At 65.9% G+C, this 14910-nt stretch carries 12 protein-coding genes; 9 read left to right on the forward strand and 3 right to left on the reverse strand.

Going from position 1 to position 14910, the window contains the following annotated elements; translation table 11 throughout:
- Positions 1-265 precede the first annotated feature (265 nt).
- The 3 genes from recJ to BDD18_RS14110 all read right to left on the reverse strand — a co-directional run bounded on the left by recJ (position 266) and on the right by BDD18_RS14110 (position 4955).
- Positions 266-1990: a single-stranded-DNA-specific exonuclease RecJ gene (gene recJ / locus BDD18_RS14100; protein WP_142083818.1), complete on the reverse strand. Its 1725-nt coding sequence runs from the start codon at positions 1988-1990 to the stop codon at positions 266-268.
- Complete coding sequence (locus BDD18_RS14105; protein WP_142083820.1) at positions 1987-2949, reverse strand: phosphoglycerate mutase; 963 nt, start codon at positions 2947-2949, stop codon at positions 1987-1989. The genes recJ and BDD18_RS14105 overlap by 4 nt, the downstream gene beginning before the upstream one ends.
- Positions 2950-3050: 101 nt before the next feature.
- Positions 3051-4955, reverse strand: a complete 1905-nt coding sequence (locus BDD18_RS14110; RefSeq protein ID WP_066787833.1) for an ATP-binding cassette domain-containing protein — start codon at positions 4953-4955, stop codon at positions 3051-3053.
- A gap of 73 nt (positions 4956-5028) precedes the next feature.
- On the opposite strand from BDD18_RS14110, the gene BDD18_RS14115 reads away from it, so the two are divergent.
- The 9 genes from BDD18_RS14115 (at position 5029) to BDD18_RS14155 (ending at position 14799) form a co-directional block, all read left to right on the forward strand.
- Positions 5029-6282 carry a lipoprotein-releasing ABC transporter permease subunit gene (locus BDD18_RS14115; protein ID WP_066787821.1) on the forward strand — a complete coding sequence of 418 codons (1254 nt, stop codon included), beginning with the start codon at positions 5029-5031 and terminating at the stop codon, positions 6280-6282.
- On the forward strand, positions 6275-7015 hold the full coding sequence (gene lolD / locus BDD18_RS14120; RefSeq protein WP_067513526.1) for a lipoprotein-releasing ABC transporter ATP-binding protein LolD: 741 nt from the start codon (positions 6275-6277) through the stop codon (positions 7013-7015). Before BDD18_RS14115 ends, lolD begins: the two co-directional genes overlap by 8 nt.
- 18 nt (positions 7016-7033) lie before the next feature.
- Positions 7034-7867 carry a TatD family hydrolase gene (locus BDD18_RS14125; protein ID WP_142083822.1) on the forward strand — a complete coding sequence of 278 codons (834 nt, stop codon included), beginning with the start codon at positions 7034-7036 and terminating at the stop codon, positions 7865-7867.
- A gap of 102 nt (positions 7868-7969) precedes the next feature.
- A complete protein-coding gene (locus tag BDD18_RS14130; protein WP_142083824.1) occupies positions 7970-8563 on the forward strand; it encodes a DNA-deoxyinosine glycosylase in 594 nt (197 codons plus the stop codon).
- 4 nt (positions 8564-8567) lie between these two features.
- On the forward strand, positions 8568-9332 hold the full coding sequence (locus BDD18_RS14135) for a class I SAM-dependent methyltransferase (protein WP_142083826.1): 765 nt from the start codon (positions 8568-8570) through the stop codon (positions 9330-9332).
- Positions 9333-9400: 68 nt separating this feature from the next.
- The gene (gene tfpB / locus BDD18_RS14140) at positions 9401-11200 is read left to right on the forward strand and encodes a type IV pilus assembly ATPase TfpB (RefSeq protein WP_142083827.1); all 1800 of its coding nucleotides are present in this window, start codon (positions 9401-9403) and stop codon (positions 11198-11200) included.
- Between the two features lie 142 nt (positions 11201-11342).
- Positions 11343-11831: a tripartite tricarboxylate transporter TctB family protein gene (locus BDD18_RS14145; RefSeq protein WP_066787809.1), complete on the forward strand. Its 489-nt coding sequence runs from the start codon at positions 11343-11345 to the stop codon at positions 11829-11831.
- A 15-nt stretch (positions 11832-11846) separates the two neighbouring features.
- Positions 11847-13358, forward strand: a complete 1512-nt coding sequence (locus BDD18_RS14150) for a tripartite tricarboxylate transporter permease (RefSeq protein ID WP_044395903.1) — start codon at positions 11847-11849, stop codon at positions 13356-13358.
- A 145-nt stretch (positions 13359-13503) separates the two neighbouring features.
- The gene (locus tag BDD18_RS14155; RefSeq protein WP_142083829.1) at positions 13504-14799 is read left to right on the forward strand and encodes a DUF3422 family protein; all 1296 of its coding nucleotides are present in this window, start codon (positions 13504-13506) and stop codon (positions 14797-14799) included.
- Positions 14800-14910: the final 111 nt, after the last annotated feature.

The following is a 14910-nucleotide window of genomic DNA, read 5'->3' on the forward strand; positions in this document are numbered from 1 at the left end:
CTGGGGTTGGGTTTGGGGTGGGAGTGGGAGTGGGAGTGGGAGTGGGAGTGGGAGGTCAAGTGGCCTGGATGCAGGACGGTCCTGTACACCCCCGCCCCGTTCGCCCTGAGCTTGTCGAAGGGCTGCGCCGGCGGCGCGCCCTGGCTTTGACAGGCTTAACCCGAACGGATTTTTCAAGTTCAAAGATGCCGACTCAATAACGGGCCTTTGAATCAAGCGTCCTGGCTGCGACAGGCTCAGCCCGAACGGTTGGTGTGGTGCATGGTTACACCTGCGCACCCTCCACCAGAAACTGCACCTTGCGCTCGCCCTTCCATTCGTTCACATCGAGGCGGAAGGCCAGCAGCACGCGTGCGGGCAGGGGCTCGGTGCGGCCGAACCAGATGGCGTCCACCGGGTTGCCCTGGTGAATGAGCTTGAGCGAGAGGTGGTTCTTGGCCTCGCCGACCAGACGCTGGCTCAGTACCTGTACCTCTTCGCTGAAGGTAGGCGGCAAAAAGCCCTGGCCCCAGACTTCGCGGTGCAGGGTGTCCACGATGTCGGCGCGGCAGTATTCAGGGGCCAGCGGCCCGTCGGTTTCGATCTTGCGGGTGAGGGTGGCGGCGTCCAGCCACTCCTGGGCGACCTGGGCAAAGGCCTGCTCGAAGGTGTCGAAGGCGTCGGCGTCCACGGTGCAGCCTGCCGCCATGGCGTGGCCGCCGAATTTGAGGATGACGCCGGGGTGGCGCTTGGCCACCAGGTCCAGCGCATCGCGCAGGTGAAAGCCGGGGATGGAGCGGCCCGAGCCTTTGAGTTCATGCTCCTTGCCCGGCGCGCTGCTGGCCGCAAACACAAAGGTGGGGCGGTGCAGCTTGTCTTTGATGCGGCTGGCCACGATGCCCACCACGCCTTCGTGAAAGTCGGGGTCGAACACGCTGATGGCGGGCGGGGGCTCCTCGCTCTCGTCAAACAGGCTCTCGGCCATCAGCATGGCCTGTTCGCGCATGCCGCTTTCGATGTCTCGGCGCTCGCGGTTGATGCCGTCCAGCGTGGCGGCCAGCTCGGCGGCGCGGGCGGCGTTGTCGGTCAGCAGGCATTCGATGCCCAGCGTCATGTCGGCGAGACGCCCTGCGGCGTTGATGCGCGGGCCCAGGGCAAAGCCAAAGTCGAACGTGGTGGCCGCAGCCGCCTTACGGCCTGCCGTGTGGAACAGGGCGGCCATGCCCGCAGGCATTTGGCCTGCGCGGATGCGCCTCAAGCCCTGGGCCACCAGGCGGCGGTTGTTGGCGTCGAGCTTCACGACGTCGGCCACGGTGCCCAGAGCGACCAGGGTGAGCAGCGGGTCGAGCTTGGGCTGTGTCGCGGCGTCAAACACACCGCGTGCGCGCAGCTCGGCGCGCAGGGCCAGCAGCACGTAGAACATCACGCCCACCCCGGCCATGGACTTGCTCTCAAACGTGCAGCCCGGCTGGTTGGGGTTGACGATGGCGTCGGCCGCAGGCAGCGCGGGGCCGGGCAGGTGGTGGTCGGTGACGAGCACTTGCAGGCCCAGGGCCTTGGCCTCGGCCACGCCTTCCACGCTGGCAATGCCGTTGTCCACGGTGATCAGCACATCGGCCCCGCGTTCCTTCACGCGGCGGGCGATGGATGGGCTGAGGCCGTAGCCGTCAGCCACGCGGTCGGGCACCAGGTAGTCCACGTTCTGCGCACCCAGCAGGCGCAGGCCGCGCACGCCCACGGCGCAGGCGGTGGCACCGTCGCAGTCGTAGTCGGCCACGATGACGAGACGCAGGTTCTGCGCCATGGCATCGGCCAGCAGGCGGGCGGCGGCGTCAATGCCCTTCATGCCTTTTTCGCCGCTGGGGGGCAGCAGGCGCGCTAGGCCGTCGTCCAGCTCTTCTTTGCTTTGTACGCCGCGTGCGGCATACAGACGGGCCAGCAGCGGGTGCACGCCTGCTTGCTCCAGCGCCCAGGCGGTGCGGGGGGGAATGTCTCTTGCTACTATTTTCATAGCTGCTCGCGCACGTCCATAAAGCGCTGGGGCCTTAAAAAGCGTTGAATGCGTTGCACCAGCCCCAGGGGCGCGGTGTGGAAGGACTGCGCGCTGTGCTCGCCGCTCAGCGTCAGCCTCACGGGCTGGCCCTGTTCGGCCTGCTTCAGTAACTCGGCCACGGGGCCTGCGTCCAGCGTAGCCCACGCGCTGGCCCATGCGCGCCAGTCTTCGCGCAGGGCGGGGGCGCGCAAGGCGTCTGCCACCTGCGGCGGCTGTGCGGGCGCTGTCAGACCTGCGGGCAATGCGCCGGTGCCGTGTACCCAGAACGAGTTGACGGCGGGCAGCCCCTGGGCCCCGCGCGCGTCGTTGAAGGGGTGGGTGTAGAGCAGCATCTGCATTTCGCTTTGCAGGCGGTGCAGGGTGCGGGCCTCGCGCGCGTTTGGCATCCAGGCGCGCACGTCGCGGCCCTGCACGCGTTCAAGCGAGGCGGTGGCCAGCGTGGCAAACAGGGGGCTGCTTGCCAGCCAGCGGGTGGGCTGGTCGTAGTGCAGGGTGATGCCGTCCTCGGCAAACCACGGGGCCACGATGGCCAGCAGCTCACGCGAGGCGGCTTCGTCCAGGCCCAGGCGGGCCGGGTCGTGCAGGGTGATGTGGTCGGTGGTGACTTGCCACTGGCAGGGCGTGATGAAGGCCCAGGCCGCATTGCTGGGTGCTTCGCCCGTTGGTTGCCCTTGCTGCATGTGGTGCCAAGCAGCCCAGGGGATGAGCCCGTCTTGTGTGCCCAGGCCCAGCGCTTGCGCCAGCGCGCGTTCGTGCGGGGGCGTGAGGCTGGTTTCCTCGCCAGGGCTGGCGTCTGCCGTGCTCAGGCGGGCCAGCAGGCGGTCCAGATGGGGCAGGGTCAGGCCCTTCAGGGCCTCTTGCGCGCCAGGGGCGCGGCTGGCGGCGTACGGGATCAGCAAATGGTGCGGTGCGGGCATGGGCCGTATTTTCGTGGGTGCGGCAGCGGGCGGCTGCATGGCAGCCGCAGGGGCGGTGGTTCGGCAGTGGCGTGGGCAGCGGGGCCGGGCCCCGCCATCGCTCAGGGGGCCAGGTCGGTCCAGCGCTCCAGTGCGGCCAGCAGTTCTTCTTCGATCACGCCTTCGCGGGCGTGCAGAGCCGTGGCGCGCTGCGGGTCGCGGGTGTAAAGCGTGCCATCGGCCAGCTCTTGCTGGATGGACTGCTGCTCGGCTTCCAGCGCGGCGATGCGGTCGGGCAGTTGCTCCAGCTCGCGCTGCTCCTTGTAGCTCAGCTTCTTCTTGGGGGCGGCGGCTTGTTCGTCTTTGGCCGCAGCGTTGCCGCCCTTGCCTTCTGTGGCGGGTGCTGCCGTGGCTGCGGGCGGTGTGTTGCGTTGATCGCGCAGGGCCTGGCTGCGTTGGGATTGCTGCAGCCAGTCTTCCACGCCCCCCTCAAACTCGCGCCACACGCCATCGCCTTCGTAGGCAATGGTGCTGGTGACCACGTTGTCCAGAAAGGTGCGGTCGTGGCTGACGAGGAACACGGTGCCGGGGTAGTCCTGCAGCAGCTCTTCCAGCAGGTCGATGGTTTCAATGTCCAGGTCGTTGGTGGGCTCGTCCAGCACCAGCACGGTGGCGGGGCGGGCGAACAGGCGGGCCAGCAGCAGGCGGTTGCGCTCGCCGCCCGACAGCGACCGTACGGGCGAATGCGCGCGGGCGGGCGAGAACAGAAAGTCGCCCAGGTAGCTGCGCACATGCTTGCGCTGGCCGTTGATCTCGATCCACTCGCTGCCGGGGCTGATGAAGTCTTCCAGCGTGGCGTCCAGGTCAATCGCGTCGCGCAGCTGGTCGAAGTAGGCCACCTGCAGGTTGGCGCCGCGGCGGATGGTGCCGCTGTCGGGTTCCAGCTCGCCCAGAATCATCTTCAGCAGCGTGGTCTTGCCCGCGCCGTTGGGGCCCAGCAAGCCAATCTTGTCGCCGCGCAGCAGCGTCGCGCTGAAGTCGCGGGCAATCACCTTGTCGCCAAAGGCTTTGCTCACGTGCTGCAGCTCGGCAACGATCTTGCCCTGGTAGTTGCTGTCGCCCCCGGTGCCCACTTCCATCTTCACCTTGCCCACCACGTCGCGGCGGGCGGCGCGGGTTTCGCGCAGCTTTTCCAGGCGGCCGATGCGGCTTTGGCTGCGGGTGCGGCGCGCTTCCACGCCTTTGCGCACCCACACTTCCTCTTGCGCCAGCAGCTTGTCGGCCTTGGCGTTGATGACGGCTTCCTGCGCCAGTTGCTCTTCCTTTTGCAGGCGGTAGGCGGCAAAGTTGCCGGGGTACGAGCGCAGCTGGCCCCGGTCCAGTTCAACGATGCGGGTGGCGATGCGGTCCAGAAACGCCCGGTCGTGGGTGATGGTGACCACGCTGCCCTTGAAGTCGATGAGCAAATCCTCCAGCCAGCGGATGGAGTCCAGGTCCAGGTGGTTGGTGGGCTCATCGAGCAGCAGCACATCGGGCCGGGCCACCAGGGCCTGCGCCAGGGCCACGCGCTTTTTGGTGCCGCCAGACAGGTCGCCCACGCGGGCGTCGGGGTTCAGGTGCAGGCGCTGCAGGGTTTCTTCCACGCGCTGCTCCCAGTTCCAGGCGTCGGCCGCTTCGATCTGGGTTTGCAGGGCGTCCAGGTCCACGCCATCGGCGTGGGCCAGGTATTGTTCGCGCAAGGCAATCACCCCTGCCAGCCCGGCAGAGGCCGCCTGGAAGATGGTGGCGTCGGGGTCGAGTGCGGGCTCCTGCTCCACAAAGGCGATGCGTGTGCCTTGCTGCACTTGCAGCGTGCCGTCGTCGGGTTTGGCCAGGCCGCCGAGAATTTTGAGCAGCGAAGACTTGCCCGCGCCGTTGCGGCCAATCAGGCCGACGCGTTCATTGGTTTCAAGAGAAAAGCCGGTGTGGTCCAGCAAAGCGACATGCCCGAAAGCCAGCTGGGCATTGAGTAGGGTGATAAGAGCCATGGGGGGATTATCCGGGGGGCGCCCTGGCGGGTTGTCCAGAAGGGCTTCCACCCAATGCCACAATCGCGTTTCCATGCAAATTCCTTACGAACTGGCTTTGGGCTGGCGCTACACCCGCGCTGGCCGCGCTACGCGGCGCAACGGCTTCATCTCGTTCATCTCGGGCGTGTCCATGCTGGGCATTGCGCTGGGGGTGGCGGCGCTCATCATTGTGCTGAGCGTGATGAACGGATTTCAAAAAGAGGTACGCGACCGCATGCTCAGCGTGGTCTCGCACATCGAGATTTTTGCGCCCCACGGGACGGCGATGCCCGACCCCGCGCTCACCCTCTCCGAGGCGCAACGCAACCCGAACGTGGTGGGGGCTGCGCCTTTTGTATCGGCCCAGGCCCTGCTGGCCCGTGGCGAGGACATGAAGGGAACGCTGGTGCGCGGCATTGATCCGGCCCAGGAAGGCGCGGTGACCGACCTGGCCGCCACCAACGCCGAGGTGCTCAAGCAACTGGTGCCTGGCGAGTTCCGCGTGGTGCTGGGGCGCGAGCTGGCCCGTTCGCTCGGCGCGCGTGTGGGCGATGCCATCACGCTGATTGCCCCGGCCGGGCAAGTCACCCCCGCAGGCGTGGTGCCCCGCCTCAAGCAGATGACGGTGGCAGGCACGTTTGACTCCGGCCACTACGAATACGACTCGGCCCTGGTCATGCTGCACCACGAGGATGCGCAGCGCATCTTCCGGCTGGAAGGCCCCACGGGCGTGCGCCTGAAGCTCAAGGACCTGCACCAGGCCCGCGAGGTGGCGCAGCAACTGGCGGGCAGCCTGAGCGGCGACCTGCTGATCCGCGACTGGACGCAGCAAAACCGCACCTGGTTTGCCGCCGTGCAGCTCGAAAAGCGCATGATGTTCATCATCCTCACGCTCATCGTGGCGGTGGCCGCCTTCAACCTGGTGAGCACGCTGGTGATGACGGTGACCGACAAGCGCGCCGACATCGCCATCCTGCGCACCCTGGGCGCCAGCCCCAAAAGCATCATGGGCATCTTTGTGGTGCAGGGCGCCATGGTGGGGGTGATTGGCACCTGCGTGGGCCTGCTGCTGGGTTTGGGCATTGCCGCCAACATCGACGTGATCGTCCCGGCCATCGAGCGGGCGCTGAACGCCAGCTTCTTGCCCAAGGACATTTACCTCATCAGCAAGATGCCGAGCGAGCCGCAGGCCAGCGACATCGTGCCCATTGGCGTCATTTCTTTGGTGCTGGCTTTTGTGGCCACGCTGTACCCCAGCTGGCGTGCCAGCCGTGTCAATCCTGCAGAGGCACTCCGCTATGAATAATGTAGCTGCTCGCGCTTATTCAGAGGGCGCTGCAGGCCAAAATGGCCAAAATTCTCTGGGCGGTGAAGTGGTGCTGGAAGCCAAGGGCCTGACCAAGCGCTTCACCGAAGGCCGCCTGGATGTGACCGTGCTGCACGGCGTGGACCTGCAAATCCGCGCAGGCGAAACGTTGGCCATCGTCGGCGCTTCGGGCTCGGGCAAAAGCACGCTGCTGCACCTGCTGGGCGGGCTGGATGCACCCACGGCGGGCACCGTGCGATTGAAGGGGGCGGAGATGTCGGCCCTTTCGCCCGAGCGGCAGGGCCAGCTGCGCAACCAGCACCTGGGCTTCATCTACCAGTTCCACCACCTGCTGCCTGAGTTCAGCGCGCTCGACAACGTGGCCATGCCCCTGCGCATTCGCCGCCTGCCGCTGGCCCAGTGCCATGCGGAGGCCGAACGCGTGCTGGCCTCTGTGGGCCTGGCCGGGCGCTTGCAGCATCGCCCGGCTGAGCTGTCGGGCGGCGAGCGCCAGCGTGTGGCCATTGCCCGCGCCCTGGTCACGCGCCCGGCTTGCGTGCTGGCCGACGAGCCCACCGGCAACCTCGACCGCAGCACGGCCGACGGCGTGTTCGACCTGATGCTGCAACTGGCCCGCGACCAGGGCACCGCGTTTGTGATGGTGACGCACGACGAATCACTCGCTGCGCGCTGCCACCGGGTGGTGCGGCTCACCTCTGGCGTGCTGCGCTGATCGGTGCACTTGCGGCCCATGGCCTGGATTGACACCCACGCCCACCTGGATGCGCCCGAGCTGGCGCACGATGTGGACGCGGTGCGCGAGCAGGCCCGGGCCCAGGGCGTGGTGCATTGCGTGCTGCCCGCGGTAGAGCGCAGCAACTGGGACAGCGTGCGCCTGCTGGCCCACCGCCATGGCGACAGCTACGCCCTGGGCATTCACCCCCTGTACACCGGCCGCGCGCAGGACGAAGAGCTGGAGCTGCTGGCCCACACCCTGCAGCAGCACCGCGCTGACCCGCGCCTGGTGGCCGTGGGCGAAATCGGGCTCGACTACTTTGTGCCGGGGCTGGACGCCGAACGCCAGCAGCGCTTTTACCGCGCGCAGCTGGTGCTGGCGCGGCGGTTTGATATGCCCGTCATCCTGCATGTGCGCCGCTCGGCCGACCAGCTTTTGAAGGTACTGCGCCAGGTGAAGGTGCGCGGGGGCATCGCCCACGCTTTCAATGGCAGCCTGCAGCAGGCCCAGGCGTTTGTTGCGCTGGGCTTCAAGCTGGGGTTTGGCGGGGCGGTGACGTACGACCGCGCCCTGCAACTGCGCCGCCTGGCCACCGAGCTGCCGCTGGGCAGCCTGGTGATGGAAACCGATTCGCCCGACATTCCCCCGCACTGGCTCTACACCACCGCGGCTGACCGGGCTGAGGGCCAGCCCCAGGGCCGCAACACCCCTGCCGAGCTGCCCCGCATTGCGCAGGTGGTGGCTGATCTGCGCGGCATGGCTGTGGCGGACCTGGCCCAGGCCACCACCGCCAATGCCTGCGCCGCCTTGCCGGGGTTGCAGAAGTTATTGCATCAAAATGGCCTGTAGCGCTTATCTATCAAGCGCTTATTGCTATTGAATTAATAGCTGAAACTCCCTAGCGGTGCCTGGATACATTCTGGATACACAGGCCGTTCACAATCCTCCGCCATGACCACCCCGCAGGAACCCGCACCCTTGGCCGACGGCGCTGCAACCCCAGCCAGTGAGGTGCCGACGCGGCTGGTGGGCTTGCCCCCGGTGGTTTCGGATCGCACCGTGGTGCTGGTGCTGGGCAGCTTTCCTGGGGCCGCGTCGCTCAAGGCGCAGCAGTATTACGGGCACCCGCAAAACCACTTCTGGCGCATTCTGCAAAGCCTGTGGCCCCAGCACCCCTTGCCGCCCGCCGGGCCGCAGCACTACGCCCAGCGCTGCGCTTGGCTGCTGGAGCGCCGCCTGGGCCTGTGGGACGTGTACGCCAGTTGTGAGCGCGAGGGCAGTCTGGACACCAGCATCCGCAACGCGGTGGTCAATGATTTTGCGCAGTTGCTGCGCGAATGCCCTGGCCTGCGCGCCATCGCCCACAATGGTGGGGAAAGCTTCAAGCACAGCGCGGCGGTGCGGCAACAATGGGCGGGCGCCTACCCTGGCGCCCAGGTGCAGTCGGTGCGCCTGCCCTCTACCAGCCCTGCCAACGCCAGCTGGAGCTTTGAACGTAAACAGACTGCCTGGGCCGAACTGATGGCCGCGCACGGATTGCTTTGAACCCATGACCCGCAAGAAAAATACCCTCCCCGAGCTGCCGGAAGTCAGCGTTTCTGACGATGGCGAAGTGCGCCACCTGCACCTGGGCACCCCCTGGATTCAGGGCTCCATGCGTGTGGACGACCCCTTCGCGCTGGAGCTGGAATACGTGCAGCGCATGATGGCCTGGCTGCTGTTTGTGGAGCCCACCTCCGTCACCAAGCGGCACGCCATGCAGCTCGGCCTGGGGGCCGGGGCCATCACCAAGTTCTGCCACAAAAAACTGCGCCTGTGCGCCACCGCGATTGAGCTGAACCCGCAGGTGCTGGCCGTGTGCCGCCAGTGGTTCAAGCTGCCGCCCGATGGGGCCAAGCTGCGCGTCATCCTGGGCGATGCCGCCAAGGAAATCCGCGACCCCATGTGGCTGGGCACGGTCGATGCCCTGGCGGTGGACCTGTACGACCACGAAGCCGCCGCGCCCGTGCTCGACAGCCCCGACTTCTACGCCGACTGCCGCGCGCTGCTGTCGGAAGACGGGTGCATGACGGTGAACCTGTTTGGCCGATCGTCCAGCTTTGAGCGCAGCCTGCAAAGCATGGCCACGGCGTTTGGCGAAGAGGCGCTGTGGGCCTTCAAGCCCACGCGCGAAGGCAACACCGTGGTGCTGGCCCAGCGCACCCCTTCGCGCCCCAAGCGCGCCGAGCTGATGGCCCGCGCCGAGGTGGTGCAGGAGCGCTGGGGCCTGCCTGCCACCAAGTGGCTGCGCGTGTTCAAGCCCGTGGTGGCTTGAAGAAGGCCAGGGCGGCACTGGTGTGCGGCCCGGGTTGTTGATGTTGTCGATTCCAGCAGGTTTGTCCCATGTCCACCGTTCCTCCCGCCGTTCCCCGCGCTTCTTCGCCCGCTGCGTTCACAGGCCCCCTGGTCTGGCGCAAGGTGGTGGACTGGCTCAGCGCCGATGGCGTGATTTCGGCCGACGAGGCGCAGCGCACCATTGCGCGCTGTTCGCAGGCCGAAAGCGCCCAGAACCCGCTGGTGCGCCTGTCCAACGTGGCCATGGCGCGCGCCAGCGATGGCCGCCCGCTGGACATCGAGGCACTGACCGAATACCTGGCCCAGCGCGCCGGCCTGCCGTACCTGCGCATCGATCCGCTGCGGGTGGATGTGGGCCGCGTGGCCGACACCATGAGCGCCACCTATGCCGAGCGCCACAAGGTGCTGCCTGTGCAGGTCACGCCCACCGAAGTCGTGGTGGCCACAGCCGAGCCGTTCATGACCGACTGGGTGGCCGAGGTGGAGCGCCAGTCGCGCCGCACGGTGCGCCGTGTGGTGGCCAACCCGCAAGACATCCACCGCTTCACCGCCGAATTTTTTGCGCTGGCCAAATCCGTGCGTTCGGCCCAGAAAGCCGGTGGCGCCAGCGCCGGGAGCAGCTTTGAGCAGCTGGTGGAGCTGGGCAAGACCAACAAGCAGCTCGACGCCAACGACCAGGGCGTGGTCAAGGTGGTGGACTGGCTGTGGCAATACGCCTTCGACCAGCGCGCCAGCGACATTCACCTGGAGCCACGGCGCGAGCAGGGCGTGATCCGCTTTCGCATCGACGGGGTGCTGCACCCGGTGTACCAGATGCCCATGGGCGTGCACAACGCCATCATTTCGCGCATCAAGCTGCTGGGCCGCATCGACGTGGTGGAAAAGCGCCGCCCGCAGGACGGTCGCATCAAGACCCGCAACCCGCGCGGTGAAGAGGTGGAAATGCGCTTGTCCACCCTGCCCACGGCGTTTGGCGAAAAGATGGTGATGCGGATTTTTGACCCCGACAACGCCGTGAAAGACCTGGACGCGCTGGGCTTTTCGCAGCACGACGCGCAGCGCTGGGAGTCGCTGGTCAAGCGCCCGCACGGCATCATTTTGGTGACGGGGCCCACGGGCTCGGGCAAGACGACCACGCTGTACTCCACGCTCAAGCGCGTGGCCACCGAAGAGGTGAACGTCAGCACGGTGGAAGACCCCATCGAAATGATCGAGCCCAGCTTCAACCAGACCCAGGTGCAGCCGCAGCTCGACTTCAACTTTGCCGAAGGGCTGCGCGCCCTCATGCGGCAGGACCCGGACATCATCATGGTGGGCGAAATCCGTGACCTGGAAACGGCCGAGATGGCCATTCAGGCGGCGCTGACAGGGCACTTGGTGTTCTCCACCCTGCACACCAACGATGCCCCCAGTGCCATCACCCGCATGATGGAACTGGGTGTGCCTTCGTACCTCATCAACGCCACGCTGCTGGGCGTGCTGGCGCAGCGGCTGGTGCGCACGTTCTGCAAACAGTGCAAGCAGCCAGACCCCACCGCGCAGCGCGAGGCCTTGGCCGAGGTGGTCAAGCCCTGGAAGCTCAACGGTGCCTACCAGCCCTACAAGGCCGTGGGCTGCGTGGACTGCCGTATGACCGGGTTTCAGGGGCGCATGGGGCTGTATGAACTGCTCACGGTGACCGAGCCGCTCAAGGACAAGATCAACCAGGCACCGTCCATCGAGGCGCTGCGCCGCCAGGCCGTGCAAGACGGTATGCGCCCGCTGCGTTTGGCAGGCGCGCTGCGGGTGGCGGAAGGGGTAACTTCACTCGAAGAGGTCATTGCGGCTACGCCACCGCTGGAGGCGTAAGTGTTCTCCACATCGGGGTTTTCCCTGGAATTTCGGTGCCCACCATAGGCGCGTTACGGAATGTAGGTGGAATCCACATCGAGTGCCCCGAACCTTGGAACCACAATCGCCCGATCCGGATTTCCGTAAAGGGGACAAACTCGTGAAAATCAAGAGTCAGAAAGACTTTTTTGCCGGCCTCATGTTCATGGGCGTAGGCACTGCGTTTGCGTGGGGTGCCACCACGTACAACATTGGCACTGGCGCCCGCATGGGCCCTGGCTACTTTCCATTGATCCTGGGGATCTTGCTGGCCATCATCGGCTTGGTGATCACCTTCCAGGCCACCACGGCCGAAACCCCCGATGGGGACAAGATCGGCAAGTGGGCCTGGAAGCCGCTGTTCTTCATCCTGGCAGCCAACTTCACCTTCGGTATTTTGCTGGGTGGTCTGCCCAGCATCGGCGTTCCGGCCATGGGCCTGATCGTTGGCATCTACGCCTTGACCTTCATTGCCAGCCTGGCCAGCAATGAGTTCAACGCCAAGGGCGTGTTTGTGCTGGCCACCATTCTGGCAGCAGGCAGTTATGTGGCTTTCGTGTGGGCGCTGAAGTTGCAGTTCCCGGTGTGGCCTAGTTTCATTTCGGGTTAAGGCAGGAGCACCACCATGGAATTGTTCGATAACCTGGCGCTCGGCTTCGGCGTCGCCTTCACGTTTCAAAATCTCGTTTACTGCTTTGTTGGCTGTCTGCTGGGCACGCTGATTGGCGTGTTGCCTGGCATTGGCCCCGTGGCCACTATCGCGATGTTGCTGCCCGCCACCTATGCACTGCCCCCTGTGGCTGCGCTGATCATGCTGGCCGGTATTTACTACGGCGCGCAATACGGTGGATCGACCACCGCCATCTTGGTGAACCTGCCGGGCGAATCGTCGTCGGTGGTGACCGTGATCGACGGCTACCAGATGGCGCGCAAAGGCCGTGCAGGCCCTGCGCTGGCCGCTGCGGGTCTGGGCTCGTTCTTCGCGGGCTGCGTGGGTACGCTGATCCTGGCGGCCTTTGCGCCTCCGCTCACCGAAGTGGCCTTCAAGTTCGGCCCTGCGGAATACTTCTCGCTCATGGTGCTGGGCCTGATTGGCGCTGTGGTGCTGGCTTCGGGCTCGCTGCTCAAGGCGGTGGCCATGATTGTTCTGGGCCTGTTGATGGGCTTGGTGGGTACCGACGTGAACTCGGGCGTGGCCCGTTTCAGCTTCGACATTCCTGAGCTGACCGACGGCATTGGCTTCGTGACGATTGCCATGGGCGTGTTCGGCTACGGTGAAATCATCGCCAACCTTTCGCGTCCCGAAGAAGACCGCGAAGTGTTTACAGCCAAGGTGCAAGGTCTGTTCCCCACGGCGCAGGATTTCAAGCGCATGTTCCCGGCCGTGCTGCGCGGTACTGCTCTGGGCTCTGCCCTGGGTATCCTGCCTGGCGGTGGTGCGCTGCTGTCGGCTTTCGCGGCCTACACTATCGAGAAGAAGACCAAGCTGCACCCTGGTGAAGTGCCCTTCGGCCAAGGCAACATCCGTGGTGTGGCGGCTCCTGAGTCTGCCAACAACGCTGGCTCGCAAACCTCGTTCATTCCTCTGCTGACCCTGGGCATTCCTCCCAACGCCGTGATGGCGCTGATGGTGGGTGCCATGACCATCCACAACATCCAGCCTGGCCCCCAGGTGATGACCAGCAACCCTGAACTGTTCTGGGGCCTGATCGCTTCGATGTGGATCGGCAACGCCATGCTGGTGATCCTGAACCTGCCGCTGATCGGTGTGTGGATCAAGCTGCTGACGGTGCCTTACCGCTGGCTGTTCCCGTCCATCGTGCTGTTCTGCGCGGTGGGTGTGTACTCCACCAACAACAACACCTGGGATATCTGGATGGTGGGTGGCTTTGGTCTGGTGGGCTACATCTTCCACAAGCTGGGCACCGAGCCTGCGCCATTGCTGCTGGGCTTCATCCTCGGCCCGATGATGGAAGAGAACCTGCGCCGTGCGCTGCTGCTGTCGCGTGGCGACTGGAGCGTGTTTGTCACTCGTCCTCTGTCGGCCGGTCTGCTGGCTGCGGCGGCTCTGCTGCTCATCATCGTGCTGCTGCCAGCCGTGAAGAACAAGCGCGAAGAAGCCTTCGTGGAAGACTGATGACGGCAAGGGAGAGTCTTTCTCTCCCGTCTTTGCGCACCTCCAGCAACGGCACCTTCGGGTGCCGTTGTTTTTTGCCGTGTGGCGGCGCAGCGGAAGAGGGCAGCCGGTACACAATGGGGCTGCTTTGCTTTCCGGGATTTGCATGTCTGCCACGATCAGCCCCACGCAGCACCCGCACCGGGTGTTGTTGCACAACGAAATCCATGCCCGCCCGCCAGAGGCCATGTCGGCGCCGCTGGCCATTGCCCACATCGTCATGCTGGCCGACGCCGCCGAGCGCGAGGCCAGCCGTGCCCATGTGGCCGCGTTGTTACGCGACCATCACCTGGCGCTGCCCGATGCGGGCACCACCCATCTGCGCATGGATCTGGGAGCCTTTCGCCTACGCTGGGAACTGCATACCGAATTCGTTTCCTGGACCTTCATGGTGCCTGCGGCGGTGGAATCGTTCGGTGAGCGGGAGCCCGTGAGCGCCATCGCCTCGGTGCCGCGCGAGTGGCTGGCGGCACTGCCCGGCCAATGCCTGTGCAGCCTGAACTTGTGGGTGTTGCCCACCCACACCTTCGGCTCGGGCTCGCTGATCAAGCATGTGCTGCATGAGGACACGCTGCTGGCCTCCACCGTGGCCGACGGGCACGGCGAGGTCTACACCGACTTTGCCATCCACGCCGACGGCTTCTCGCGCATGGTGTTGCTGGCTGGCGGCATGACGCAGCGCCGCCTGGGCCGCCTGGTGCAGCGCCTGCTGGAGATCGAAACCTACCGCATGGCCGCCCTGCTGGGCTTGCCTGCCGCGCGCGAGGCTTCGTCCGTACTGGCCTTTGCCGAGCGTGAACTGGCCGAACTGGCCAACGCTATCCGCACCGCCAACCGCGATGATGAACCTGCGCTGCTGGATCGACTGACCCGGCTGGCCGGGCAGGTGGAGAGCCAGTACGCCGCCACACATTCGCGGTTTTCGGCAAGCAGCGCCTATTTCGAGCTGGTGGATCGGCGCATCAAGGACATTGCCGAGTCGCGCCTGGCAGGCATGCAGACCATTGGGGAGTTCATGGACAGGCGCCTCACGCCGGCCCGTAGCACCTGCGAATGGGCCGCGCGCAGGCAGGATGCCCTGTCCCAACGCGTTTCGCGCATGAGCAACCTGCTGCGCACGCGGGTGGAAATCGAGCAGCAGCAAAGCAGCCAGGCCCTGCTGGCCACCATGAACCAGCGGCAGGACCTGCAACTGAAGCTGCAGTCCACGGTGGAGGGGTTATCGGTGGCGGCCATTACCTACTACATCGTGGGGCTGGTCACCTATCTGGCCAAGGGTGGCAAGGCCCTGGGCTGGCCGCTGTCGCCAGAGTCCACCGCGGCCATTGCCATTCCGCTGGTGGCCGCGAGCGTGTGGCTGTCTTTGCGCCGTTTGCACCACCGGTTGTTTCGCAAGCATTGAGCGGGGCGGTTGCTGCGCGCGCCTGCCATCGCCAGTGGAGCAGGCTGGCACCCAAATGCTCGACGCCGCCGCCTGGCCTGCCGTGCCACACTGGGGCGTTGCTGCCCCCAC

The sequence above is a fragment of the Acidovorax temperans genome, assembly GCF_006716905.1.
Taxonomy (GTDB): Bacteria; Pseudomonadota; Gammaproteobacteria; order Burkholderiales; family Burkholderiaceae_C; genus Acidovorax; species Acidovorax temperans.

Excerpts from the sequence above, each read along its gene's own strand:
- recJ (WP_142083818.1), bottom strand. The coding sequence starts at position 1,990 with ATGAAAATAGTAGCAAGAGACATTCCCCCCCGCACCGCCTGGGCGCTG.
- BDD18_RS14105 (WP_142083820.1), bottom strand. The coding sequence starts at position 2,949 with ATGCCCGCACCGCACCATTTGCTGATCCCGTACGCCGCCAGCCGCGCC.
- BDD18_RS14110 (WP_066787833.1), bottom strand. The coding sequence starts at position 4,955 with ATGGCTCTTATCACCCTACTCAATGCCCAGCTGGCTTTCGGGCATGTC.
- BDD18_RS14115 (WP_066787821.1), top strand. The coding sequence starts at position 5,029 with ATGCAAATTCCTTACGAACTGGCTTTGGGCTGGCGCTACACCCGCGCT.
- lolD (WP_067513526.1), top strand. The coding sequence starts at position 6,275 with ATGAATAATGTAGCTGCTCGCGCTTATTCAGAGGGCGCTGCAGGCCAA.
- BDD18_RS14125 (WP_142083822.1), top strand. The coding sequence starts at position 7,034 with ATGGCCTGGATTGACACCCACGCCCACCTGGATGCGCCCGAGCTGGCG.
- BDD18_RS14130 (WP_142083824.1), top strand. The coding sequence starts at position 7,970 with ATGACCACCCCGCAGGAACCCGCACCCTTGGCCGACGGCGCTGCAACC.
- BDD18_RS14135 (WP_142083826.1), top strand. The coding sequence starts at position 8,568 with ATGACCCGCAAGAAAAATACCCTCCCCGAGCTGCCGGAAGTCAGCGTT.
- tfpB (WP_142083827.1), top strand. The coding sequence starts at position 9,401 with ATGTCCACCGTTCCTCCCGCCGTTCCCCGCGCTTCTTCGCCCGCTGCG.
- BDD18_RS14150 (WP_044395903.1), top strand. The coding sequence starts at position 11,847 with ATGGAATTGTTCGATAACCTGGCGCTCGGCTTCGGCGTCGCCTTCACG.
- BDD18_RS14155 (WP_142083829.1), top strand. The coding sequence starts at position 13,504 with ATGTCTGCCACGATCAGCCCCACGCAGCACCCGCACCGGGTGTTGTTG.